This window comes from Pseudoduganella sp. LjRoot289, from assembly GCF_964252925.1.
In the GTDB taxonomy this organism is placed as follows: Bacteria; Pseudomonadota; Gammaproteobacteria; order Burkholderiales; family Burkholderiaceae_D; genus Rugamonas.
In genome coordinates, this window is the sequence record NZ_CAXUPN020000001.1 from 2,278,219 (window position 1) to 2,303,569 (window position 25,351).

At 69.4% G+C, this 25,351-nt stretch carries 12 protein-coding genes (1 of these 12 cut by a window edge); 6 read left to right on the forward strand and 6 right to left on the reverse strand.

All coding sequences use genetic code 11. The annotated features are described in order from the left end of the window. The 5 genes in view from ACSQ8Y_RS09655 to ACSQ8Y_RS09675 are tightly spaced (each overlapping or abutting the next) and all read left to right on the forward strand, a layout consistent with a single transcriptional unit that may run on beyond the window. A protein-coding gene (locus ACSQ8Y_RS09655; RefSeq protein ID WP_436266234.1) for an Ig-like domain-containing protein crosses the window boundary here: on the forward strand, positions 1 to 8,518 show its 3' end. 12,662 nt of this gene lie to the left of the window's left edge; only the last 8,518 of its 21,180 coding nucleotides appear in the window; its start codon lies beyond the left edge, outside the window; its stop codon occupies positions 8,516 to 8,518. Further along, positions 8,515 to 10,329, forward strand: a complete 1,815-nt coding sequence (locus ACSQ8Y_RS09660) for an efflux RND transporter periplasmic adaptor subunit (RefSeq protein WP_436266236.1) — start codon at positions 8,515 to 8,517, stop codon at positions 10,327 to 10,329. Before ACSQ8Y_RS09655 ends, ACSQ8Y_RS09660 begins: the two co-directional genes overlap by 4 nt. Next, on the forward strand, positions 10,266 to 12,476 hold the full coding sequence (locus tag ACSQ8Y_RS09665; protein WP_436266237.1) for a hypothetical protein: 2,211 nt from the start codon (positions 10,266 to 10,268) through the stop codon (positions 12,474 to 12,476). The genes ACSQ8Y_RS09660 and ACSQ8Y_RS09665 overlap by 64 nt, the downstream gene beginning before the upstream one ends. Continuing rightward, complete coding sequence (locus ACSQ8Y_RS09670; protein ID WP_436266238.1) at positions 12,469 to 14,430, forward strand: hypothetical protein; 1,962 nt, start codon at positions 12,469 to 12,471, stop codon at positions 14,428 to 14,430. The genes ACSQ8Y_RS09665 and ACSQ8Y_RS09670 overlap by 8 nt, the downstream gene beginning before the upstream one ends. Beyond that, positions 14,427 to 15,347 (forward strand): efflux RND transporter periplasmic adaptor subunit, encoded by a 921-nt coding sequence (locus ACSQ8Y_RS09675; protein WP_436266239.1) that lies wholly within the window; start codon positions 14,427 to 14,429, stop codon positions 15,345 to 15,347. Before ACSQ8Y_RS09670 ends, ACSQ8Y_RS09675 begins: the two co-directional genes overlap by 4 nt. Positions 15,348 to 15,485: 138 nt before the next feature. Here the strand turns inward: ACSQ8Y_RS09675 and ACSQ8Y_RS09680 are convergent, their stop codons facing one another. The 3 genes from ACSQ8Y_RS09680 to ACSQ8Y_RS09690 all read right to left on the reverse strand — a co-directional run bounded on the left by ACSQ8Y_RS09680 (position 15,486) and on the right by ACSQ8Y_RS09690 (position 17,354). Next, positions 15,486 to 16,085 (reverse strand): LysE family translocator, encoded by a 600-nt coding sequence (locus ACSQ8Y_RS09680; RefSeq protein ID WP_436266240.1) that lies wholly within the window; start codon positions 16,083 to 16,085, stop codon positions 15,486 to 15,488. 91 nt (positions 16,086 to 16,176) lie between these two features. Next, positions 16,177 to 16,353 (reverse strand): hypothetical protein, encoded by a 177-nt coding sequence (locus tag ACSQ8Y_RS09685; protein WP_436266241.1) that lies wholly within the window; start codon positions 16,351 to 16,353, stop codon positions 16,177 to 16,179. A 98-nt stretch (positions 16,354 to 16,451) separates the two neighbouring features. Then, positions 16,452 to 17,354, reverse strand: a complete 903-nt coding sequence (locus ACSQ8Y_RS09690) for a LysR family transcriptional regulator (RefSeq protein ID WP_436266242.1) — start codon at positions 17,352 to 17,354, stop codon at positions 16,452 to 16,454. A gap of 95 nt (positions 17,355 to 17,449) precedes the next feature. Between ACSQ8Y_RS09690 and hmgA the strand changes: the two genes are divergently transcribed. Next, a complete protein-coding gene (gene hmgA / locus ACSQ8Y_RS09695; protein ID WP_436266243.1) occupies positions 17,450 to 18,745 on the forward strand; it encodes a homogentisate 1,2-dioxygenase in 1,296 nt (431 codons plus the stop codon). A 45-nt stretch (positions 18,746 to 18,790) separates the two neighbouring features. On the opposite strand, the gene ACSQ8Y_RS09700 is transcribed toward hmgA, so the two are convergent. From ACSQ8Y_RS09700 to ACSQ8Y_RS09710, 3 genes are read right to left on the reverse strand one after another with little or no spacing between them, the layout of a single operon-like run. Further along, the gene (locus ACSQ8Y_RS09700; RefSeq protein WP_436266244.1) at positions 18,791 to 20,845 is read right to left on the reverse strand and encodes a TonB-dependent receptor; all 2,055 of its coding nucleotides are present in this window, start codon (positions 20,843 to 20,845) and stop codon (positions 18,791 to 18,793) included. After that, complete coding sequence (locus ACSQ8Y_RS09705) at positions 20,842 to 25,026, reverse strand: cobaltochelatase subunit CobN (RefSeq protein WP_436266245.1); 4,185 nt, start codon at positions 25,024 to 25,026, stop codon at positions 20,842 to 20,844. Before ACSQ8Y_RS09705 ends, ACSQ8Y_RS09700 begins: the two co-directional genes overlap by 4 nt. Beyond that, on the reverse strand, positions 25,013 to 25,351 hold the full coding sequence (locus ACSQ8Y_RS09710; RefSeq protein WP_436266246.1) for a DUF2149 domain-containing protein: 339 nt from the start codon (positions 25,349 to 25,351) through the stop codon (positions 25,013 to 25,015). The genes ACSQ8Y_RS09705 and ACSQ8Y_RS09710 overlap by 14 nt, the downstream gene beginning before the upstream one ends.

Sequence of the window (25,351 nt, forward strand, 5' to 3'; positions counted from 1 at the left end):
CGACAACGAGAGCTGGGGCCTGGACAACGTGGTGGTGCGCAACGGCGCGACCGTGGTGTTCGCCGACGACTTCGAGGGCGGCGCCAGCGCCGCCTGGAGCGATCCGCTGGTCAACAGCAACAGCGCGCAATCGCTGTCGGCGTTCTCGGGCCGCTTCAACAACGGCAGCCAGACGCTCAGCCTGGCCGGCCTGACCGCCGGCCAGAGCTACACCGTCAGCTTCGACCTGTATGCGCTCGACACCTGGGACGGCAGCGCCGGCAATCCGGACCAGCTCAGCGTGGCGGTCGACGGCACCACCGTGTTCAGCCGCACCATCAGCAACAGCCTGCTGTCCGCGCAGACGGTCAACGCCACGCCCGGCATCCGCCTGCAGGTCGTGCCGACCCTGGCGGCCGTGGTCGGCCGCCCCGGCCAAGACGACCTGTTCACGCTGCAGGGCTCCGGCTACATGGAGGGCGCCACCACCGTCACGGTCGGCGGCATCGCCGTGACGGACCCGGGCAGCAACACCTATCCCTTCGACGTCAGCGGCGCGCGCAACGACAGCGTCAACGTGGTCGCGCCGCGCACGCTGGACGGCCCCATCCGCATCACCACCGACGGTGGCTATGCGGAACTGGCCGGCGCCCAGTTGCCGCAGCAGGCGCAGGTGGCGTTCACCGGTATTGCCGCCAGCGCAAGCGCCGGCCTGGCGGCCGATCCGGCCCACCCGTCGGCCAACACTGGCCAATACATCGTGCTCTCCGGCCAGGGACTGAGTTCGGCCACGCTGGTGCAATTCCAGGCGCTCGACGACAGCGGCAAGCCTGGCACGGTCACCGTGGGCGGCAGCCCCTCCGGCGACGGAAAAACGCTGACGGTGCGCGTGCCTGTCCTGGCGCGCAGCGGCGCCGTGGCCGTGCTGGGCAGCAATGCCAGCTTCGACCTGCAAGTCGTGCCCGTGCTGCGCGGCGTGGGCGGCACCGTCACGCCCGGCCAGACCCTGCTGATCGAAGGCACCGGCCTGGTCGCCAGCGAACTGGCGATCCAGGTCGACGGCCGCGGGGTCGGCGCGTTCGAAGTCGACACCATCAATGCAGGCACCAGCGCCGGCTACGGCGACCAGCAACTGCTGCGCCTGACCGTGCCGGCCGGCGCGGGCGCGGGCGTCATCACCGTCAGCACCGCCGGCGGCAGCGCCACCATCCGCAGCGGCGCCAGTCTCATCACCGCGCTGCCGGACGCCACGCCGGCCGACGCCGGCGCCACGCTGGCCACGTCGATCGCGGCCGCGGTCGGACTGAACCAAAGCCTGGCCCTCAAGGCCGCGCTGGCCGACGGCACCGATATCGACCTCTACCGCATCGACCTGGCGGCGGGCGACCAGCTGGTGGCCTACCTGTCCAGCAATCCTTACAGCCATCTGCGCTTGTTCGACGCCGCCGGCGCCGAACTGCGCGCGGGCTACCGCGCGGCCGGCGACGCCACGCCATTGAACATCACCGCGCCTGCGGCCGGCAGCTACTATGTCGGCGTCAGCGCCTACTACAACAGCAGCTACAACCCCAACGTGGCCGGTTCCGGCAACAACGGCTCGTTCTCGGGCAACTACACCCTGAACCTGACGCGCCTGCCGGCCGGCGCCACCCGCATCGCCGGCATCGCGGCGGTCGCCGCCAGCGGTACGCCGGCCCAGGCCGCGCTGGCCTCGGCCAACACGCTGCAGACCATCACGCTCAATGGCAGCGGCCTGCTGGCCGGCGACCAGGTGGTGTTCAGCATCCTGGACGACTACGGCCAGCTGTCCGAAACCACCGTCGCGCCCGCCAGCGTGGCAAGCGACGGCAACAGCCTGACCGTGGCCGTGCCGATGAGCGCCACCACCGGCACCGTGCGCCTGGCGCGCGACGCCGCCGGCGTCGTGCTGCAGATCGTGCCCACGCTGACCGGTGTCGAGGCCAACAACGGCAACCAGTACAACGGCGGCCCGCTGCGCCTGACCGGCAGCGGCTATGCCGAGGGCAGCACCGCCGTGCTGTTCGGCGCGCTGCGGCTGGACGACATCAGCCGCAACTACGGGCTCGACGTCAACGACAGCGGCCGCGCGCTGAACCTGACCGTGCCCGACGGCGCGCCCTCGGGGCCGATACGCGTGCGCACCATAGGCGGCACCAGCGCCGCCTTCAGTCTGCGCCTGACCGGCATCAGCGCCACCGCCGCCAGCGGCACCGGCGCCGTGCCGGGCCAGGCCTCGGCCATACCGGGGCAACTGGTCACGCTGAGCGGAGTCGGCATGACCGCCGCCACCAGCTTCGCCTTCCGCACACTCGACGCCAACGGCACCGCGGGCGAGATCATCGTGCGGCCCACGCTGCTCAACGCCGACGGCACCCAGGCCCAGGTGCGCGTGCCGGCCGCCGCCGTCACCGGCGACGTGCGCATGGTGGGCGACATCAGCGGCACGCTGCTGCCGCTGCAAATCATCCCGGTCGTCACCGGCGTCGAGGTGCAGTCGGTCAGCGCCGACGGCAGCAGCGCCGTCCTCATCCTGCGGGGCAGCGGCTTCGTCGAGGGCAATAACAGCGAGTACCGCTTCGGCAGCGGCGGCACCGCCCAGGTGATCGTCGACGCGGGCGCCGCGCTCGGGCCCGACGTGCAGCAAGTCTACGATCCGGCCGTCGGCCAGTACACCAGCGGCCAGGTCTACCTGACCGTGCCGCTGTCTAACGGCGCCTTCGGCCCGATCAGCGTCAAGACCGCCGGCGGCGTCAGCGCCAGCTTCACCGCCAGCCTGGGCGCGGTGGTCGCCACCGCGCTGTCGGGCACGCCCGCCGATCCGGCCAAGGCCTCGGCCAACGCCGGCCAGGCCGTCAAGCTGACCGGTTCCGGCCTGTCCACCGACAGCGACGTGCTGCTGCGCTACACCGGCATCGACGGCGCGCCGGCCATGCTGCGCCTGAGCCCGGTCTCGGCCAGCGCCGACGGCAGCGAGGCCACCTTGCTGCTGCCGGCCGAGGCGAACGGCGTGTTCGCGCTGCAGATGTTCGGCTCGGCCAGCCAGCCGCTGCTGCAGATCGTGCCCACCCTGAGCCGCATCGACGGCACGAGCACGCTGTACGGCAGCGGCTTCGTCGAGGGCGCCACCAGCTACGCCCTGCCCGGCGGCACCATCAGCGACACCGCCGTTGCCGCCGGCATCGACGTCGGCTACTACTACGACGCCCAGCGCGGCATCTACGTCTACAACGGCGCCGCCAGCTTCGGCAGCGCCCTGCCGGTCCACTTCGGCTTCGGCTCGGCCAGCGTCACCACCGCCGGCGGCACCTCGGTGACGCTGCCGGTGAACGCCATGCGGCCCGGCACCGCCACGGCGGCCGTCGGCGCCATCGCCGACGTCGCGGTCGATCTGGCCAGCGGCGCCTTGTGGACCCTGGACCAGGACAATCCCGGCCACCTGCTGCGCATCGACCCGGCCAACGGCCTGGTGCTGCAGTCCATCGCGCTGACCCCGGCCTTCGGCAACCAGTACACGGCCAACTACGCCGGCCTGCAGATCGCGGCCCAGGCCACCAGCCTGGCCGGCACCGCCGTGCCGGCCGGTTCCCTGCTGCTGTTCTCCGGCTACCCCTACAACGGCGGCAACAGCGTGGCGGCCATCAATCCGGCCACCGGCGCGCTGATCGCCAAGCTGGTGCTGCCGGTGAACTACTACGCCACCGCAGGCGTCGTCGACCCCGTCAGCGGCCACCTGTTCCTGCTGTCGCACCAGTTCAACCAGATGGTCGAGCTGAACGCGGCCACCGGCGCCGAGATCGCCCGCGTCAACGTGCCGTTCAATGTGCAAAGCTACGCCGGCATGGCGCTCGATCCGGTCGACGGCAACTTCTGGATAGGCAGCTACAGCAACATCGGCGAGCTGGTCAAGGTGAACCGCGCCGGCGTCGAACTGCGCCGCGCCGACATCTCGGGCCAGGGCCTGAACAGCAACCAAATCACCGGCCTGGCCTTCGCGCCGGACGGCAGCCTGCGCATCGCCACCATCGCCGGCCTGATCCACCGCGCCACCCTGGGCGACGACTTCAGCGTCAAGGCGCCCACGCTGACCGGCCTGGCCGGCAGCGCGCTGCAGGGCACGCCGGCGCAGGCCGCCGTGGCCAGCGCCAACGTCGGCCAGGTGGTCGAACTGGCCGGCAGCAACTTCGGGCCCGGCACGCAAGTGCTGTTCAACGTGCGCGACAACGCCGGCGTGCTGTCGGTGCTGGCCGTGCGGCCGCAGCTGATCAACACGGCCGGCACCCGGCTGCAGGTGCTGGTGCCGGACCAGGCCGCCAGCGGCGACGTGCGCGTGTCCAATATCGGCACCGCCAACGCCGGCTTCGGCAGCCAGAACGACGCGGTGCACCGCGCCCTGACGTTCACCTTCACCGCCGCCGGCGCCACCAGCACGGTGCGCTTCGCCGACGGCGGCCTGGAGGCCATCGACAACGAGAGCTGGGGCCTGGACAACGTGGTGGTGCGCAACGGCGCGACCGTGGTGTTCGCCGACGACTTCGAGGGCGGCGCCAGCGCCGCCTGGAGCGATCCGCTGGTCAACAGCAACAGCGCGCAATCGCTGTCGGCGTTCTCGGGCCGCTTCAACAACGGCAGCCAGACGCTCAGCCTGGCCGGCCTGACCGCCGGCCAGAGCTACACCGTCAGCTTCGACCTGTATGCGCTCGACACCTGGGACGGCAGCGCCGGCAATCCGGACCAGCTCAGCGTGGCGGTCGACGGCACCACCGTGTTCAGCCGCACCATCAGCAACAGCCTGCTGTCCGCGCAGACGGTCAACGCCACGCCCGGCATCCGCCTGCAGGTCGTGCCGACCCTGGCGGCCGTGGTCGGCCGCCCCGGCCAGGACGACCTGTTCACGCTGCAGGGCTCCGGCTACATGGAGGGCGCCACCACCGTCACGGTCGGCGGCATCGCCGTGACGGACCCGGGCAGCAACACCTATCCCTTCGACGTCAGCGGCGCGCGCAACGACAGCGTCAACGTGGCCGCGCCGCGCACGCTGGACGGCCCCATCCGCGTCACCACCGACGGCGGCTACGCCGAACTGGCAGCACCTTCGTTCGGCGCGGCGCTGCCCGCGACCTTCACCGCCATCACGGCGGTCAGCGCGCGCGGCCAGGTGGCCGATGCCGCCGTGGCGTCCGCCAACAGCGGGCAGACCATCGTGCTGTCCGGCCAGGGCTACACCGCGTCCACGCTGGTGCAGTTCCAGGCGGTGGACGATAGCGGCAGGCTCGGCACGGTCACGCGCTCGGGCACCGCCTCGGCCGATGGCCGCGAACTGGCGGTGCGGGTGCCGGCCCTGGCGCGCAGCGGCGCCGTGTCCGTGCTGGGCGCCAGCGGCAGCATCGCGCTGCAAGTGGTGCCGCAAGTGCGCGCCGTCAGCGGCACGGTCGCGGCCGGCAACACCTTGCTGATCGAGGCGACCGGCCTGGCCGTCAATACGCTGACGGTCGACATCGACGGCAAGGCCGCCACCGTGCTTGGCGTGCAGACCGTGACCGAGGGTTCCGGCAGCAGCGCGCTGGACCAGCAACTGTTGCGCGTGCTGGTACCGGCCGGCACCACCGCAGGCGTGCTGACGGTGCATACCGCAGGCGGCCTCAGCACCGTGCGCACCAGCGCGACGGCCATCGTCGCGCTGCCCGAGCAAACCCCGGCCGACGCCGGTGCCACGCTGGCCACCGCCATACAGACCGGCCTGGGCGGCAGTCAAAGCGTGAAGATCAAGGCGGCCGTGGCCAACGGCAGCGACATCGACCTGTACCGCGTCGACCTGAACGCAGGCGACCGGCTGCGCTTCTCGCTGGCCGACCATTACTACAGCCAGCTGCGCCTGTTCAACGCCAGCGGCGCGCAGCTGGCCGCAGGCTACCGCTCGGCCGGGGAAACCACGCCGTTCGACTTCACGGCGGCCAGCGCGGGCGCCTACTATATCGGCGTCAGCGGCTATTACAACAACAGCTACGATCCCAACGTGGCCGGTTCCGGCACGGACGGCGTCTACAGCGGCAACTACAGCCTGAACCTGACGCGCCAGATCTCCGGCACCACCCGCCTCAGCGGCATCGCGGCCAGCGCGGCAAGCGGCACCGCCGCCCAGGCCGCGCTGGCGTCGGCCAATACGCTGCAAACCATCACCCTCAACGGCAGCGGCCTGCTCGCCGGCGACCAGGTGGTGTTCAGCACCATGGACGACAACGGCCAGCTGGCCGAAACCACCGTCGCGCCCGCCACGGTGGCGGCCGACGGCGGCAGCCTGACCGTGGCCGTGCCGGCCAACGCGACCACCGGCAGCGTCCGTCTGGCACGCGACGACGCCGGCGTGCTGCTGCAAATCGTGCCGACGCTGACCGCGCTCGACACCAGCCCTGGCGGCCCGTTCGACGGCGCCACCCTGCGCCTGAGCGGCAGCGGCTATGCCGAAGGCGCGGTCAGCGTGCTGTTCGGCAACCGCCGCATCGACGACATGGGCCGTTCTTACGGCATCGACGTCTACAACGGCAACGGCGAGCTGAACGTGGTGGTACCGGACGGCGCCGCCAGCGGGCCTATCCGCATCAGCACCGTGGGCGGCACCAGCACCGCGCTGGGCGCCACCTTCACCGGCATCAGCGCGACCGCCAGCAGCGGCACGCCCGCCGATCCGGCCCAGCCGTCGGCGGTGGCCGGCCAAGTGGTGCAGATCAATGGCAGCGGGCTGAGCACCGGCAGCGAGTTCATCTTCTCCACCATAGACAGCAACGGCAGCCTTGCCGAGCTGATCGTCAAGCCCGCTTCGGTCAACGCCGCCCAGACCCAGGCGCAGGTCAAAGTGCCTGCGGGAGCCATCTCCGGCAGCGTTCGCCTGGCCGGCGACCTGAACGGCGCCAGCCACCGGCTGCAGGTGGTGCCGGTAATGACCGGCCTGAACGTGCAGTCGGTGGCCGCCGACGGCAGCACCGCAACCGTGCTGATCTACGGCAGCGGCCTGATCGAAGGCCAGGACAGCAGCTACACCTTCGGCAGCGGCGCCGATGCCGTGGTGGTGACCGACTTCGGCAATGCCATCGGCCCGGACGTGCAGCAGGTGTATGACCCGGCTCTGGGCCAGTACACCAGCGGCGCAGTCTACCTGACGGTGCCGCTGTCGAGCGGCGCCTTCGGGGCCATCACCATCCGCACCGCAGGCGGGGCCAGCACCTCGTTCAGCACCGGTCTGGCCGGCATCACCGCCACGGCGGCCAAGGGCGCGCCGGCCGATCCGGCCCAGGCCTCGGCCAATACGCGCCAGTCCATCAAGCTGACCGGTACCGGCCTGAGCACGGACAGCTCGCTGCTGCTGCGCTACACCGACTACAACGGCGCGCCGGCCATGCTGCGCCTGCATCCGGAATCGGCGCTGGCCAACGGCACCGAGGCGACGCTGCTGGTGCCGCTGGAGGCCAACGGCGCGTTCACGCTGCAAATGCTGGGCTCGAGCGCCCAGCCGCTGCTGCAGATCGTGCCGACCATCGACAGTTTCAGCGCGGCCGGCACCCTGCTCGGCAGTGGCTTCGTCGAAGGCGCGACCCAGTACGGCATACCCGGACTGGCCGTGATCACCGACAGCGCCACGACGGCCGGACCCGACGTCAGCTACTACTACGACGCGGCCCGCGGCGGCTACCAGTGGAACGGGCAGGCCAACTTTAGCGCGGCGCTCCTGCCGCACTACGGGACCGGCACGCTCACCGTGGCCACCGCCGGCGGCAGCGCCTCGCTGGCGGTCGACACGGTGCGGCCGGGCACGGCCGACGCGTCCACCGGTCCACTGGCCGATGTCGCCGTCGACCGCAGCACCGGCGCGCTGTGGACGCTGGACCAGGAGAATCCCGGCCACCTGCTGCGGATCGACCCGGCCAGCGGCCTGGCGCAGCAAAGCATCGAGCTGACGCCGGCCATGGGCAACCAGTACACGGCCAACTACGCCGGCCTGCAGGTGCTGCCGCAGGCGAGCAGCCTGGCCGGGGTGGCCGTGCCGGCCGGCAGCCTGCTGCTGTTCGCGGGCTATCCCTACAACGGCAGTAACAACGTCGCGGCCATCAATCCGGCCACCGGCGCGCTGATCGCCAAACTGGTGCTGCCGGTGAGCTACTACAGCACCGCCGGCCTGTTCGACGCGGCCAGCGGCCACCTGTTCCTGCTGTCGCACCAGTTGAACCAGATGGTGGAGCTGAATCCGGCCACCGGCGCCGAAATCGCGAAGTTCAACGTGCCGCTGAACGTGCAAAGCTATGCGGGCATGGCGATCGATCCGGTGGACGGCAACTTCTGGATCGGCAGCTACAACGGCGCCGGCAGCGTGGTCAAGATCAGCAGGACCGGCGTGGAAATACGCCGCGTCGAACTGGCCGCCCAGGGCGTGGACAGCAACGAGATCAACGGCCTGGCCTTCAACGCCGACGGCACGCTGCGGGTGGCGTCGACGCGCGGCGTGATCTACCAGGTCAGCCTCGCATGAGGACGGGCTCGACGCAGGGGACTGCGGCGGCGGACGGCAGCATCAAGCCAGCCGCCTGGGTGGCCGGAAGCCCTGCCGCCTGGCTGGACCAGACTTGCCGCGGCCTGTCCGGCACACTGGCCGGCATCGTAGTGCGCCATATGCCGGAAGGCGGCGCCTATGTGCTGGCGGCCGCGTGGCCGGGCCAGGCCGCCGGCCTGCACCTGCTGCCCTTGTCCGAGCGCTGCCTGGCGGCGCGCGAAATGGTGCTGCACGACGCAGGCGGCGCCCTGGTCGTCGCGGTCCCCTTGCCGGCAGGCCCATCCTCATCGGGCCCGCTGGCCGGTGTGCTGGTGCTGGAGGCCGAGACGGCGGTGCTGAGCGCGGCCGACATCATCGCCGCCGCCACGGTGGCGGCACGCTACCTGAACCAGATCGTCATGGGCAACCTCGGCGCCGGCGAGGACGCCGCAGGCGCCCAGCTGCGCCGCCAGGGCGAACTGCTGCGCGTGGTGTGCGGCCCCGCCGTATTCCCGCACGCCGCGCTCGACACCGTCAACTGGCTGGCCAGCCAGTTCGACTGCACACGGGTCGGGCTGGGCATGCTGCGCAAGGGCCGCATCGTGCTGCAGGCGTTGTCCCATTCGGCCTGGTTTGAACGCAAATCCCACGCGGTGGCGGCAATGGAAAGTGCGATGGACGAAGCCTGCGACCAGCGCCGCAGCGTGGTGCTGCCGCCGGTGCCCGGGCTGCGGCCGGCGCTGGCGATCGCGCACCGCGCGGCGGCGGGCGGCATGTCGGTGTGCAGCGTGGTCCTGGCCGGCGGAGACGGCCTGGGCGCCGGCGTGCTGTATTTCGAACGCGCGCCCGGGCGCGGCTTCTCGTTGGCCGAGGTCCAGGTCCTGGAACAGATCGGCCAGAGCGCCGGGCCGGTGCTGGAGGCGAAGGACCAGGCCTACCGCTGGCTGGGCGGGCGCACGCGCCTGGCCCGCGCCCGCCTGCTGGCGCATCTGCGCGACCCGCGCCGCCCGGCCCTGCGCGCGGGCCTGGCGCTGGGCGCGGTCGCCCTGGCTGCCCTCACCCTGCTCGACGCCACCTGGCGCGTCGGCGCCGACGCCGCCATCGAGGGCGAGCAGCAGCGCGCCATTCCCGCGCCCTTCGACGGCTACCTGGCCAGCGCCGCCGTCAAGGCCGGACTGGTGGTGCGCAAGGGCCAGGCGCTGGCCGAACTGGACACGCGCCAAATCCGTCTCGAGGCCCAGCGCTGGCAAGCGGAGGCGGCCCAGCACGAAAGCCGCTACCGCGATGCGATGGCCCGCCACGACCGCCCCGCAGGCGCCCTCGCGCAAGCCCAGGCACAACAGGCCCAGGCGCAATTGATGCTGGCGCAGGACAGGCTGGCCCAGGCCGCGCTGACCGCGCCGTTCGACGCCTACGTCGTGTCGGGCGACCTGACGCAGCGCATCGGCATGCCGGTCGAGCAGGGCAAGACCCTGTTCGAACTGGCCCCGCTGGACGCCTACCGCGTCATCGTCAAGGTCGACGAGCGCGACGTGCGCGCCGTGCAGCCCGGGCAGCGCGGCGAACTGGTGCTGTCCGGCATGCCGGGCCAGCGGCTGGCCTTCCGCGTCACCAATATCGCCGCCGCCGAGGCGGCCGACGGGCGCAACGCCTTCCGCGTCGAAGCCCGCCTGGAACAAGCCGCGCCGGCGCTGCGCCCCGGCATGCAGGGCGTGGCCAAGATCGAGGCCGGCCAGCGCAGCCTGCTGTGGATCTGGACCCACTCGGCCTGGCACTGGCTGCAGCTGCAGCTGTGGAAGTGGCGGCCCTGATGGCCGGCGCCTTCCTCAGCGACAGCTGGTACCGCGTGGCGGCGCTGCGTCCGCGCGTGCGCGAGCATGCCCGCTTCAGCCGCCAGCGCGTGCGCGGCAAAGCCTGGTACATGGTGCACGACCCGCTGACCAACCGCGTGCACCGTTTCTCGCCCACCGCCTGGTGGGTCGCCTCGCAGCTGGACGGCGGCTGCACGGTCGACGCCGCGTGGCAGCGCGCGCTCGACGAGCTGGGCGACACCGCCCCCTCGCAGGACGAGGTCATCCAGTTGCTGTCCCAGCTGCACGGGGCCGACCTGCTGGTCAGCGAGGCCGCGCCGGAAAGCGATGAACTGCTGGAGCGCAGGAGCCGGCAGGACAAGCCGAAGTGGCTGTCCGGCCTGATGAACCCGATGTCCGTGCGGATGCCGCTGTGGGATCCGGACGCCTTCCTGGCCGCCACGCTGCCGGCGTTACGGCCGCTGCTGTCGGTCTGGGGCCTGGCGGCCTGGCTGCTGCTGGTGCTGCCCGCGCTGTTCCTGGCCGGCCAGCACTGGACCGAACTGGGCGGCAACCTGTCCGACCGCCTGCTCTCGGCCGGCAACCTGGCCGGCCTGCTGCTGGTCTATCCTGTGGTGAAACTGCTGCACGAACTGGGCCACGGCTACGCGGTCAAGGCCGGCGGCGGCGAAGTGCACGAGGCGGGCGTGATGCTGCTGGTGTTCGCGCCCTCGCCCTATGTCGACGCATCCTCCTCCAACGCCTTCCGCTCCAGGCACTACCGCGCCTTCGTCGCGGCGGCCGGCATGATGACCGAGCTGCTGCTGACCGCGCTGGCCATGTATGTCTGGCTGGCGGTGGAGCCCGGCGTGGTGCACACCATCGCCTTCAACGTGATGACGGTGGCCGGCATCTCCACGCTGATATTCAACGGCAACCCGCTGCTGCGCTACGACGGCTACTACATGCTGTGCGACCTGGCCGAATTGCCCAACCTCGGCCAGCGCGCCAACAGCTACTGGAGCTGGCTGCTGCGGCGCTATCCCTTCGGCGACCACGAAGCCGCCGAGCCTGACGCCTCGCCCACCGAACGCCGCTGGCTGCTGTTCTACGCGCCGGCAGCCTTCCTCTACCGCGCGACAGTGGCGCTGTCGATCGCCCTGTTCATCGCCAACGAATACTTCTTCCTCGGCGTGCTGCTGGCCCTGTGGTCCGTGGCCGGCCTGGTGCTGGTGCCGGCCTTCAAGTCGCTGCGCTTCCTGATCGCCAGCCCAGCGCTGGAGCGCAGCCGCACACGCGCGCTGGCGGTCAGCGGCGGCGCCGCCGCGCTGGTGCTGCTGTTCGGCGCCTTCGTCCCGCTGCCGCATTCCTCCACCGCCGAAGGCGTGGTCTGGGTGCCGCAAGGCGCCGAAGTGCGGGCCCAGGCCAGCGGCTTCGTGCTCGATGCCCCGGTGCGGCCGATGAGCGCCGTGCAGCCCGGCCAGCTCCTGCTGGTCCAGCAAGACCGCGCCCTGGCCGCGCGCCACCATGAGCAGCTCGCCCGGGTGGCCGAGCAGGAAGCCCAGGCCCTGCTCGACCTGGCCACCGACCGCGCCCGCGCCTTCCAGACCCGTTTGGCGCTGGAGCGCGAACGCGCAGCACTGGCCGACATCGAAGAACGCGTGGCGCAGCTGTCCACGCTGTCCGGCGCCGCCGGCGTGTTCCTGCGCCCGCGCGGCGAGGATGCGCCGGGCAGCTATGTCAAACGCGGCGACCTGGTCGGCCACATCGTGGCGCCCGGCCAGCGCGTCGTACGCGCGGTGGTCGAACAGGCCGACGTGGCCCTGGTGCGCGGCGAACTGCGGCAGGTGGAGGTGATGCTGTCCGACCGCATCGGCGAAGTGTTAACGGGCCGCGTGGCCCGCGCCGTGCCGCAGGCCGACGAAGGCCTGCCCAGCAAGGCGCTGGCCGTCGAGGGCGGCGGCACGCTGGTGCTCGATCCGCGCAATCCGGACGCCTTGCGCACGCTGGAGAAGGTGTTCCAGTTCGACGTGGACCTCGACGGCGCGCCGGCGGACCTGCGCATCGGCACCCGTGCCCACCTGCGCTTCCGCTACGCGCCCGAGCCCCTGTTCAGCCAGGCCTTCCGCCGCGTGCGCCAGCTCTTCCTGGCGAGGCTGCATGTCTAGGGCCACGCTAGCCGGATGGCGCTGCAGCCCGGTCGCGGACTGGCTGGCGCCCGAGCGCCAGAGCCCGCCCGCCGGCGCGCTCGACCGCACGCTTGCGCGCCTGGGCGCGCGCCTCGCCGCGCCGCTTGAATGGCTGGAGCAACGCCGCCTGCGCAGCTTCGCCAGGCTGGCCATGGCGCAGGGCGAGCGCCTGCGCGGGATGGATGCGGCCGCGCTGGCGGCGGCAGCGGACGCGCTGCGTCTGGCGCTGCACCGCGACGGCGTCACGCCGGCGCTGGCCGCGCGCGCGTTCGCGCTGGCCGGCGAGGCCAGCGCGCGTACACTGGGCAAGCGGCCCTATGCCGTGCAGCTGCAGGGCGGCTACGGCATGCTGCGCGGCCGCCTGATTGAAATGGCCACCGGCGAGGGCAAGACGCTGACCGCCCTGTTGCCGTCGCTGACCCTGGCGCTGGCCGGGGTGCCGGTACACGTGGTCACCGTCAACGACTACCTGGCGCGGCGCGACGCCGACTACGTGCGGCCGGTGCTCGAACTGTTCGGCTTCACGGTCGGCGTCGTCACGCACGAGGAAGAGGACGATGCGCGCCGCGCCGCCTACCGGGCCGACGTCACCTACTGCGTCAACAAGGACCTGGTGTTCGACTATCTGCGCGACGGCCTGCTGCCGCCCTGCCAGGCCGCCGGCGGCCGCAAGCAGCGCGGCCTGTACTTCGCGCTGGTGGACGAGGCGGACGGCATCCTGGTCGACGAGGCCCGCACCCCGCTGGTGATCGCGCGCGAACGGCCGGTGGAACAGGAGCGCCAGGACGCGGAGCTGGCGCTGCGCCTGGCCCGCTCGCTCGCCGCGAGCCACTACCGCGCCGAGCAGGAAGGCCGCCGCTACCGGCTGACGCACGAAGGCCGTTTCCACCTGTCGGCGCAGGAAACGGCGCTGGCCGCCGCCGCGCCGCCCTGGCGGCTGGCGCGCGTCCGCGAAGAGCGCGTCGAGCAGGCGCTGTGCGCGCTGTATGCCTTCCGGCGCGGCGGCCATTATGTGGTCCTCGACGGCAAGGTGCAGATCGTCGACGAATTCACCGGCCGCATCCTGCCGGACCGCAGCTGGGAACGCGGCCTGCACCAGATGATAGAACTGAAGGAAGGACTGGACGTGACGGCGCCGCGCGAGACCATCGCGCGCCAGACCTATCCCGAATATTTCGGACGCTACCTGCGCATCGCCGGCATGACCGGCACCGGGCGCGAGGTGGCGGCCGAGATCCGCGCCAATTTCGGCATGCGCATCGTCGCCATTCCCACGAACCGGCCGCGCATCCGCCGTTTCCTCGGCACGCGCCTGTTCGCGTCGTCGGCGCAGCGCTGGGAGATGGTGGCGCGGCGCGCCATGGCACTGGCGGCGGACGGGCGCGCGGTACTGGTCGGCACCCGTTCGGTGCTCGCGTCCGAGGAACTGGGCGCCGTGCTTACCAGCCTCGGACAGCCGCACCGCGTGCTCAACGCCATGCAGGACCACGAGGAGGCCGCCATCGTGGCGCAAGCGGGGCAGCCCGGACGCGTGACGGTGGCCACCAATATGGCCGGGCGCGGCACCGATATCGACCTGGCACCCGAGGTGCGGGCCGCCGGCGGCCTGCATGTCATCCTGTCCGAGTTCCACGAATCGCGCCGCATCGACCGCCAGTTGTACGGGCGCGCAGGACGCCAGGGCGACCCCGGCTCCTGCGAAGCCATCGTCAGCCTGGACGACGAGCTGTTCACGCAGTTCGCGCCCTGGCTGGCGCGCTGCGCACGGCTGAGCCATCCGGGCCGCGCTGAACTGCCGGGCCTCTGGGGCAGGCTGCTCGGCTACTGCGCCCAGCAGCGCGCCGAGCGCAGCAACAGCGGCGTACGCCACCATTCCGCCCAGCGCGACGCAGCCATGCGGCGCGCCATGGCATTTTCAGGAGTAAAAAAATGAAACCGCTGTCCTCTCCGATTCTCGCCGTGCTGCCGCTGCTGGCCGGCGCGCTGTCCGCCCTCTCCGTCGCTTCCGCCCACGCAGGCCTGGTCGACTGCCTGATCGAGCCGCGCCAGACCATCGAAGTGCGGCCCTACACAGAGGGCCTGGTGGCCAAGGTACTGGTGCAGCGCGGCGACACCGTGCGCGCGGGGCAAGTGCTGGTCGAACTGGAGGCCGGCCTGGAACGGGCCAGCGCCGACGTCGCGCGCTACCGCTCCCAGATGGTGGGCACCGTCAAGTCGCGCGAAAGCCGCCTGGAATTCCTGGCGCAGAAGGCCGGCCGGCGTGAAAAGCTGGTCAAGGAAAACTACATCTCGGTGCAGGACCGCGACGAATCGGCCGCCGAGCACCGCCTGGCCCAGGCCGAATTACTGGACGCCGAAGACACGCGCAAGCTGGCCGGGCTGGAATACCAGCGCAGCATGGAACAACTGCGCCTGCGCACCATCCGCAGCCCGATCGACGGCATCGTGGTCGACCGCATGATCAACCCGGGCGAACTAGCCGACAACCGCGACATCCGCAAGCCGCTGCTCAAGCTGGCCGAAATCAACCTGCTGTACGTGGAAGTGCTGCTGCCGAGCGCCGCCTACGGCGCGGTGAAAGCGGGCGAGCAGATCGAGGTGATACCCGACCAGCCGGCAGGCAAGCGTTTCACCGGCACGGTCAAAGTGATCGACAAGGTGTTCGACGCCGCCAGCGGCACCTTCGGCGTGCGGCTGGCGCTGCCCAATCCGGGCGGCGTGATACCGGCCGGCGTCAAATGCAAGGCCGAATTCGCGGCCGTCCCCGGCCCGGCAAGGCCGCATATGAGCAGCTACTCGCCCAGTTATGCGCCGAACCATGGGCCGGCCAAGCCCGCGACAACTAGATAGGCGCCGTCATGCCCTTAGTCCAGGTGAAGAGCCATCGTCATTCCCGCGAAAGCGGGAATCCATAGAGCGCTTGCTAGCCAAATGCACGTGGAATCCCGTTTTTGCGACGGTCCGCTCAGTAGCGGCACCGACGTGAAACTACATCCAGATCGCCAGCGCCGAATAGGCGGTCAGCGCTATCATCACGCCGCAGAAGACCTTCTGCCACAGCGGGTTGGCAAGGAAGCGGCGCAGCAAGGCGCCGGCGCCGGCCCACACCGAGATGCACGGCAGGTTGACCGCGCAGAACACCAGGCAGTACACGGCGATCGCGAGCGACACCGGCGCCAGGTCGGGCAGGAAAGCGGCGCCGCCCGTGATGGCCATGATCCACGCTTTCGGGTTGGCGAACTGAAACATGGCCGCGCCCGCGAAACCCATGGGCTGGTGCGCCTGCTCGGCCTCGCGGTCAAAGTTCATGGCGCGCATCTGCCAGGCCAGATAGAGCAGATAGCCGGAACCGCCCACTTTCAGCACCGTTTGCAGCGCAGGCACCGCCATCACCAGGGTGCCTATGCCTGCCGCGCAGATCGCCAGCAGCACGCCGAAGCCTATGGTGATGCCCAGCATGTGCGGGATGGACCGGCGGAAGCCGAACCAGATGCCCGAGGAGGCCAGCATGATGTTGTTCGGTCCCGGCGTGATGGACGAGACGAAGGCAAACGTCATCAGCGGGGCAAGTGGCAGCAGCAGGTCCATGGGATACTCCTTATTGTCGAGTCCCATGCTAGCCGATCACACCTGTACAGTACCTATACACCCAGCCACAAACGCATGCAAACTGTAATGGTCATTCAGCCAATACAAAGGGTTCCGGCACATCCCGCTCCGTTTCATTGGCCGCGATCAATCCCCAGCCGAGCTGGCGGCGGATTTCCGGCATCGATGGCGGCGGACACTGCTGCGCCTGCCGCGATTCCATGTATTGCCGGATCTGCTCTTTGCTCGGTTGTTGTTGCTGTCCCATCGTCGTCTCCAGATTAATGTGCTGCGGGTTTCATCTTAGGAGCTGGAGGCATAGGTTTCCAATAATGAATTTCACATAAGCGATATCGGTTTGGATATCTAGTCAGCAAAAACATCGGTCATCAGCCCGCGCAGCCACAGATGGCCCTCGTCCTGGGCATAGCGGCGGTGCCAGAACATATTGGTCTGCAAGGTGGGCAGCTTCAGCGGCGGCACGACATACTGCAGCTTGAACGGCGCGGCGGCCCGCTCGGCCAGTTTCTGCGGCACCGTCACCACCAGGTCGCTGCCACTGACGATATAGGGCACGGCCGTGAAATGCGGCACGCCGAAGCGGCCCTCGGCCTGCGCGCCGGCATTGCGCAGCAAGTCGTTGACTTTGTCGTAGGGGCTCTCGTTCGACGCCACCAGCAAATGGCGCGCTGCCAGGAACTGCTTGAGCGTCGGCGTGCCCTTGCCGAGCGGATGGCCGGCGCGGAACATGCTCACGTAGTGCTGGCGGAACAGCCGCTTCTGGTACAGCGCGCTGGACACATTGTCGAAGGCGCCCAGCGCCAGGTCGATGCGGCCCGCCGCCATTTCCTCCTTCAGGTCGACGCCGCCCGGCCGCACCGTGACGATGCGCGCACCCGGCGCGAGCCTGCCGCAGTGCTCGATCAGCGGCGGCATGAAGTACACCTCGCCCACGTCGGTCATGGCAATGGTGAACTGGCGCTCGCTGGTGAGCGGATTGAAGGGCTCCTGCCGGTTCAGCGCCTGCGTCACCGCCGCCAGCGCCGCGCCGATCGGCTCGGCCAGCTGCTCCGCATACGGCGTGGGCTGCATGCCGTTCGCGGTGCGCACGAACAGCTCGTCCCCGAAAGTGCGCCTGAGCCGCGCCAGCGCATTGCTCACGGCCGACTGCGACAGCTTCAAGCGCCTGGCCGCAGCCGAGATCTGCCCCTCCCGCAGCACCTCCTGGAACACCACCAGCAGGTTCAAGTCCATGTCGCGCGGTTCCATCCTGGTCCCCAGTATTTACCAAATCAATATTCTACATTTTTGTATTGATCCAGCAAACTTGCTACATTAACGCATCGTCATCAAGGAGCACTGCAATGAATGAACGCTACCAGTCCGGTTTCGGCAACGAGTTCGCCACCGAAGCCCTGCCCGGCGCTCTGCCCGCGCACCAGAATTCCCCGCAGCGGGTGGCTTACGGGCTGTACGCCGAGCAGGTCTCCGGCACCGCCTTCACCGCGCCGCGCAGCCACAACCGCCGTTCATGGCTGTACCGCATCCGCCCCGCGGCGATGCACCAGCCCTTCAGCCAGGTCGGCAACGGACGCATCGTCAGCCGCTTCGACCAGATCCCTGTGCCGCCCGACCAGCTGCGCTGGGATCCGCTGCCGATGCCGGACAGCCCGACGGACTTCATCGACGGCTGGATCACCATGGCCGGCAACGGCTCGCCGGAGGCGCAGAGCGGCAACGCCATCCACCTGTACGCGGCGAACAAGGACATGGACGGGCGCTATTTCTACAATGCGGACGGCGAACTGCTGATCGTGCCGCAGCAAGGCCGGCTGGCCATCTTCACCGAGTTGGGGCTGATCGAACTGGAGCCGCAGGAAATCGCCGTGATACCGCGCGGCGTGCGCTTCCAGGTGACACTGCCGGACGGCGCGGCGCGCGGCTACATCTGCGAGAACTACGGCGCCCTGCTGCGCCTGCCCGACCTGGGCGTGATCGGTTCCAACGGCCTGGCCAACCCGCGAGACTTCCAGACCCCGCGCGCAGCCTACGAGGACAAGGAAGGCGACTTCGAACTGCTGTCCAAATTCTGCGGCAATTTGTGGTCGGCCCGCATCGGCCATTCTCCGCTGGACGTGGTGGCCTGGCACGGCAATTACGCGCCGTACAAATACGACCTGCGCCATTTCAGCCCGGTCGGCGCCATCGGCAACGACCATCCGGATCCGTCCATTTTCCTGGTGCTGCAGGCGCCGAGCGACACGCCGGGCGTGGACACGCTGGACTTTGTGGTCTTCCCGCCGCGCTGGCTGGTGGCTGAGAACACCTTCCGACCGCCATGGTTCCACCGCAACGTGGCCAGCGAGTTCATGGGCCTGATCTTCGGCCAGTACGACGCCAAGGCCGACGGCTTCGCGCCGGGCGGCGCCAGCCTGCACAACTGCATGACCGGCCACGGCCCGGACGCGGCCACCTTTGAAAAGGCGAGCGCCAGCGACACCACCAAGCCGCACAAGATCGACCAGACCATGGCCTTCATGTTCGAGACCAAGCACGTGATCTGTCCGACAGCGTACGCGCTGGCCTCGCCGCAGCTGCAGCCGAACTACTTCGAATGCTGGAGCGGCATCAAGAAAAACTTCAATCCGGAACGGGCCTGAAGCGGGCCGGAAGCCGCCCTGCTTCAGGCCGTGCCGCACTGCGCGCTAGAAGCGGGCGCGCAGCGTCAGCCGATAGGAGCGCGGTTCGGCCGGATGAAAATGCATGCCGTTGACGCCTTCGGCCGGCTCGCCCGGCAGGCGCGAGGTGTAGTAATAGTCGATGTCGTTGATGCGGCGGCTGAACAGGTTGAAGATGTCCAGCGACAGCTGCCAGCGGCGATCGAACCGGTAGCTGGTGCGCAGATAGGCAACCGCGCTGGAGCCCGAGCGCTGGCTGTTGTCCTCGATCAGCGGGCGCGGGCCGAAGTAGCGCAGCTGGAAGGCGCCCGACCACGGCCCCATCCCGGTCACGGTGGCGCCGAACGAAGCGACCTTACCCACCGCGCCGGGAATGTAGTCGCCCGCCGCGTCGGTCTCGGTGTAGCGGGCACGCGAGTAGGCCAGGTCCAGGTCCAGCAGCAGCCAGCTGTTGACCACATAGTGGTTGTTCAATTCCACGCCCGAACGCTTGCTGCCCCGGCTAGCGCTGGTGTCGCCCGCGTCCCCTGAGAACACCAGCTCGGAGGCCGAGCGCAGACGCCACAGGGCCAAGGAGCTTTGCAAGCCGGGGATCGGCTCGCTGCGCAGGCCGACTTCGGAGCCGCGCGTGCGCACCAGCGGCGTCACCGGATCGGCAGGCTCCCTCTCTTTGGGCGTCAGATGCACGGTGGTGCCGCGCGCGTCGTTGCTGTGGAAGCCGCTGCCCGCGTTGAGGAAGAACTCCGTCCCCTTCCAAGGCCCCAGCACCACCGCCAGCTTGGGCGATGCGATATGGGCGTCCACCTTGCCCGAATTCTCGGCGATGTTGCTGGCAACGTCGAAGCGGTAGCCGTCGTAGCGCGCGCCGGCCACGGTGCGCAGCCAGCCGGTCCACTGCACGGTATTGTCGAACCACAGGCCGGCGCTGCCCTGTTTCACCGCCGACTGCGAGATGGTGTGCAGGATGCGTTGCTGCGACGAGGCGTAAACCGCCGGTACGATGTCGTCGTAGCGGGTCTGCAGGCCGACGCGGTTGCTCATGTCCATGCCGGCCAGCTTGCCGAACCAGGTCTGGTTGATGTCGAAGCCGACCAGCTTGCGGCGCTCGGTCTGACGCAGCTGGTCGCCGTTGACCGGGTCGTCCAGGTAATAGGTGTAATTGCCGAACAGCGTCAGGTCGGAGCGCACGGCGTAGGCGCTGGCGTGGAACTGGCTGGCGGCGCTGCGCTTGTCCATCGCGGCCGACAGGCTGTAGCGCGCGGTGGCGCCGCCGTCGCTGGGATCCGCCGTGCCGAACAAGGACAACACGCCGCTCTCCACCGCGCGCTGCGGGATCTGGCTGCTGGCGTGCCAGCCTCCCTTGTAGGCCATGGCGGTCACGCTGAACCGGTTCTCCCTGGTCCCGGCGCTGTAGCGCAGCACGCCGGCCTGCTTGCGGAAGGATTCCGGCACGTCCCACGGGCCGTTGTTGTGCGCCAGTTCCAGCGCGTACAGCAGATTGCCGCCTGCCAGCGGCGTCGAGCTGGCCACCAGGCCGCGCAGGTATTGGCCTTCCCCTGCCGTCAGCGTCGCGGTGCCTCCCTTCAGCGTGTTGGCGATGGCCATGCGTGCCGCGCCTGCCGAGGCGAAGTCTCCCTCGTCGGCGTAATAAGTGCCCTTCTTGTAGCTGATGCGGTCCACCAGTTCGGGGATCAGGAAATTCAGGTCGGTATAACCCTGACCGTGCGCGTGGGTGCGCATATTGATGGGCATCCCGTCGACATAGGTGGCGAAGTCGGTGCCGTGGTCCAGGTTGAAGCCGCGCAGGAAGTACTGGTTGGCTTTGCCGTCGCCGCTGTGCTGGGTGACGATCACGCCGGGCACGAACTCCAGCAGTTCGCCCGGACGCAGTGCGGGACGGTTGGCGATCAGCGCGGCGGTGACCGTGCCCTGGCTGGCTGCATCCGAGGTGCCGACGCTGTTGTCGTAGTGGCCCTGCACCTGGACAGAGGCGATGGCGGCGGCTGCGACTTCTTCGGCCGAGGCGCCGGCTGCCACCATCATTGCCAAGGAAATGGCGGCGTTCATGGTCTTGCGTATCATATTAATTCTTTCAATTTGCGCGAACTGGCGCGACGCAGCAGGTAGCCGGCGCCGAACAGGCCGAACGCGAGCGCCAGCATGACCAGCGTGCCTATGGTTTTCTGCACGGGCGTCAGGTTCTGCAGGGCTTCCATTTCGAAGCCTTTTACCAGCGAGTCGGCTGGAGGGGCTTTTGCCTCCGGCGCCGGTACCGGCGCTGGGGCAGGCCGGGCTTTGGCCGGCGATGCGGCCGGCGGAGAGGCCAAAGGCGCAGGCGCTGGGACAGCCTGGCCGGCGTCGGCTTGCGCCGGCTGCGGTGCTTGCGACGCCGCCAGCTGCTGGGACGGCGGCGATTGCGGCGCAGCGTGAGGCACGGCGGCGCGCGCGGCCTGCCATGAAGACGACGCCCCCATGGCCGGTGCGGCGCCGGCGGCCTGTGCGGCTTGCACCGCCAGCTCCGGCACCAGCTGCATGGTGGCGCGGCTGCAGGAATCGGCGCTGCAGGCGACGCCGGCGTCGGTGATGGCCTGCGCGTTCTGGGCCTGCAGCTCCTTGTGCACCGCGTCCGACGGCTTCCAGTAACCGCGCTCGATGGCGCTCAGCATGCGGTCGGTGACCGCCTGGTAGGCGCGCAGGTTGCCGCTGTCCTTGAAGCGCTGGCGCACTTTCAAGCCGTGGCGGTCCGCCACGTAGGTGTCGTACATGCGCTGCCACTTGCCGCTGTCGACCACTTCCGGCACCGTAACCTGCCATGCCCACAGGTAGTCCACCACGCGGTTGATGAAGCGCGCGCCCGAATAACCTTCCTTGAGCATGCTGTCGGCCCAGCGGGGGTTCAGGTAACGGCTTTGCAGTTCCTGCCCCATGTACTGCTCCAGCGACTTGTGGCTGGGCCGGCGCGGATTGGCCAGGTCGCTCACCATCACTTCCGGCGTCTTGCCGTCCACGCTGCGGATCGCCATCGCCGTGCCGCCCAGGTACTGGAAGAAATCGTCATTGTCTAGCGTAGCGAACAGGTTGCTGGAACGGCTGTGCAGCGCCACCTTGCTGCCGGACAGCGCCTGGCGGAACAGCTCGCGCCGCAGCGCGGGGTCGGCCTTGTCGTCGCCCCAGTAGCCGTTGCCGAAGGGGTGGCTCATGCGGTTGATGAATACGTCCGCGACCTGCTTCTCGTCCTGCCAGGCATTCGTCAGCGGTATCAGCTTCTCGATCTGCGTGCCGTAGGAACCGGACGGCAAGCCGAAGATGCGTACACCGGCCATCTTTGCCGCCTCGTCCGCCGGCACGCCGCGCAGCATCAGCGCCTCGGCGTTCTTGCGGCTGTGTGCCTGCAGCGGATTGCCGCCGGCGGGATCGCCACCGGCGCCGCCACCCGGCTTGCCGTCGTCCTGCTGCTGCGCCAGCTGCGCCGCCTGGTCCAGCAGCGTCAGCAGATTGCCGAACAGGTCGCGGAACAGGCCGGACGACACCATCGTCACGTCCACGCGCGGCCGGCCCAGCTGCTGGCGCGATATCGGCTCCACGCCGGTGACGCGGCCACGTTCGTCCCACACGGGCCGCACGCCCATCAGCGCCATCGCCTGCGCTTCCATGATGCCCTCGTGGCGCGAAGTCTCCACGCCCCACAAATTCATGGTCAGCTTGTCCGGCCAGGCGCCGTGGCGCTTGCGGTAGTCGTCCGCCAGTTGCTGCGCCAGTTTGGCGCCCTGCTCATACGTGGTGCGGCTCGGGATACGCGATGGATCCAGGCCGAAGAAGTTGCGCCCGGTCGGCAAGGCGTCCGGGTTGCGCACGAGGTCCGCGCTGGCGCCGGTGGGAATGAAGCGGCCGGACAGCGCCTGCATCAGCCGTGCCAGTTCCAGCTCCGCACTGGTGACGATGTCCTGGTCCAGCTGCGCGATGCGCTTGGCGCGCTGCTCGGCGCCGAGCGCCGTGTCCAGGCTGACCACGGCGCGCGCGGTGGCGTCCCGCTGCTCCGGCGAGGGCGCCACGCCGAAGGTGTGCAGGCCGAAGGGCGTGAGCTTGTTGCCGGTGTCGTCCAGGTATTCCTCCAGCGCTTCCATGTCCGCCTCGGACTTCAACTCGCTGCGCTTCATGTCCTTCAGTACACCCGCCTTCGCGGCCAGGCGGTTCATGGCGGTCAGGTGGCTGCGCGCCAGCAGCGGGCTTTTTTGCTCGGCCACGCGGTAGTCGTTCAGCAGTGCCAGCAGCTCGCGCAGGTCAGGGTTCAGCCCCGCCGTGTCGAACGGCGGCGTCATATGGTCGATGATGGTAGCCATGCCGCGCCGCTTCGCCTGCAAGCCTTCGCCGACGTCGTCCATCACGTAGGGATAGATGTTGGGCATGGCGCCGATCAGCGCTTCGGTGGCGTCGCCGGCCGACAGACCGGCTTCCTTGCCGGTCAGCCATTCCTGGGTGCCGTGGGTGCCGATGTGCATGACCGCGTTGGCCTCGAAACCGTGCTGCAGCCACAGGTAGAAGGCGATGTACTCGTGGCCCGGGGGCAGCGTGACGTCGTTGTGCAGCTTGGCCAGGTTCTGTTCCCATGCGCGGCCGGGTTGCGGCGCCAGCAGTACATTGCCGTGGCGGCGTGCCGGATAGACGAAACTCGCCTGTCCCTGCGCGTTGCGCCACAGGACGGGCGACGCTTCCGGCTTGCCCCAGGCTTTTTCCACCGAGGCGCGCAGGACGGCGGGCAGCGCGCCATACCAGCGCTGGTAGTCGGCCAGCGGCACCAGCAAAGCCTCGCCGCTGTTGGCCAGCTTCGCCAGACCCGCCAGGTAGTCCTGGCCGCTCTTGCCGGGGTAGTTGCCGTAGGCCTGGATCTCATCCTGCAGGCCGCGCCGGTCAGCGGCAAAGCGCTTGCCGGTGTCATAGCCGTCCCGCTTCATGCGCTGGGTGATTTGCCACAAGCTCTCCGGCAGCACGTTCAGGTAGGCCGCCCCTATGGTTTCCGAACCGTGCGGATAATTGAAATACAGGACCGCCACGCGCTTGTCCGCGTTGGGCTTGTGGCGCAGCGCCAGCCACGCGGCGATGCGCTGGTCCAGGCGCTCGATACGCTCGGCGATTGGCTGCTCCTCGACATAGGCCAGGCCGGTGTGGCTGTCGCGCACTCGTTCGCGGCTGGCCACCACCGTCGGCTGCACCAGGCCCGCGATCTCGGCGCCCGCCATTTGCCAGGTGCGCTCGATCAGGTCCAGGCCGATCTTGGACTGCTCCCATTGCGCCGCCGTCTGCTGGCTCAGCGTGATGGCGTTGATGGCCGGGACACCGATCTGGTTCAACAGCGCGCCGGTGGCGGACGTGCCGCCCACCTTCATGCCGAGGGCGACGATGAGGTCCACCCTGCCCTTGCCCTGCTCGTCGAGAAAGTATTTCAGCGGCACGTCGTAGGGATAGCCGAACACCGGCATGACGTTGTAGCCGCTGCGCTCCAGCCTCTCCACGATGGCGGCCAGAGGCAAGGTCTGGCCGGACACCAGGTTGGCGCGGTAGAAGACCACGCCCACCCATGGCGCGCCGGGACGGTGCTTCGCGTAGCCCTGCAGGTACTGGGCGTAGCTGGTGGCGGTGCGGTTCGCGGCCACGTCGTACAAGCCGGCCTCCGGCATCGCCTGCAACGGCGGCACGGTGACCTTCGCGTTGAACACATTCTTCAGCACGTAGCGCAGCAGGCTGCCCATGTTCTCGACGCCGCCGGTGCGGTGGTAGTCCCGGATGGCTTTGTCCTCGCGCACGCCCAGTTCGCGCAGCGCGTCGTCCGGCACGCCGCCGACCGCGTAGACCGCGTGGCGCTGGCGCTGCATCGCCTTCAGTTCGGGCGCCAGGGCCTGCGTTTGCTGGCTGTTCTTCACGTCCAGCAGCACGGCATCGGCCGCGACGAGGGCGGCGCGGTCGGCGGGCGCCATGCCGTTCGCGGGGATGATGCGCACGCTGATGTCGTGCGCTTTCAGCTCGGCCTGCAGACCGCGCACAGCCAATACGGCGGGACGCGATTCCACGTCGCCAAGCAACAGCGCCAAGGTGCGCGGCGCGGCCTGTGCGGCGGAAGGCATCAGCGCGCCGCACAAGGCGGCACAGACGATGGCCACCCTCGCAGAAAGCGGCGCCGCCGGCGGCATGGTAATCGGCACGGCGGTCGGCATGGCGATCCACCTGGCCAAGCGCGGCAAGGCCTCCTTCACTTTATTCAGGTACATAGACGACCTTTCCATCCGGGAGCTGGTACGCGGTGCCGAGGCGCTTGCCGCTGCCCGACAAGGGTTTGTCGCTGACGCGGGTCACCTTGATCTCGGACCCCTTTTTGGTCAGTATTTCCACCTTGCCGTCCGCGCTCTTCTTGGCGATGGTGACTTCGGAGTTGGGGTCGAGCAGGTCCATCATGTTCCAGGCGGAGAACAGGGCGAGCATCATGGCGACGATGAAGACGATGCTGGCGTCGAACAGGTTGGCGACGCCCGCCAACGGGTCTTCGCCGCCAGAGCCGTCGTGACGGCTGTAGCGGTGGCGATTGAGGTAGCGCAT

Coding starts and splice junctions, on each gene's coding strand:
- ACSQ8Y_RS09660 (WP_436266236.1), top strand. CDS start 8,515: ATGAGGACGGGCTCGACGCAGGGGACTGCGGCGGCGGACGGCAGCATC.
- ACSQ8Y_RS09670 (WP_436266238.1), top strand. CDS start 12,469: ATGTCTAGGGCCACGCTAGCCGGATGGCGCTGCAGCCCGGTCGCGGAC.
- ACSQ8Y_RS09675 (WP_436266239.1), top strand. CDS start 14,427: ATGAAACCGCTGTCCTCTCCGATTCTCGCCGTGCTGCCGCTGCTGGCC.
- ACSQ8Y_RS09680 (WP_436266240.1), bottom strand. CDS start 16,085: ATGGACCTGCTGCTGCCACTTGCCCCGCTGATGACGTTTGCCTTCGTC.
- ACSQ8Y_RS09685 (WP_436266241.1), bottom strand. CDS start 16,353: ATGGGACAGCAACAACAACCGAGCAAAGAGCAGATCCGGCAATACATG.
- ACSQ8Y_RS09690 (WP_436266242.1), bottom strand. CDS start 17,354: ATGGAACCGCGCGACATGGACTTGAACCTGCTGGTGGTGTTCCAGGAG.
- hmgA (WP_436266243.1), top strand. CDS start 17,450: ATGAATGAACGCTACCAGTCCGGTTTCGGCAACGAGTTCGCCACCGAA.
- ACSQ8Y_RS09700 (WP_436266244.1), bottom strand. CDS start 20,845: ATGATACGCAAGACCATGAACGCCGCCATTTCCTTGGCAATGATGGTG.
- ACSQ8Y_RS09705 (WP_436266245.1), bottom strand. CDS start 25,026: ATGTACCTGAATAAAGTGAAGGAGGCCTTGCCGCGCTTGGCCAGGTGG.
- ACSQ8Y_RS09710 (WP_436266246.1), bottom strand. CDS start 25,351: ATGCGCTACCTCAATCGCCACCGCTACAGCCGTCACGACGGCTCTGGC.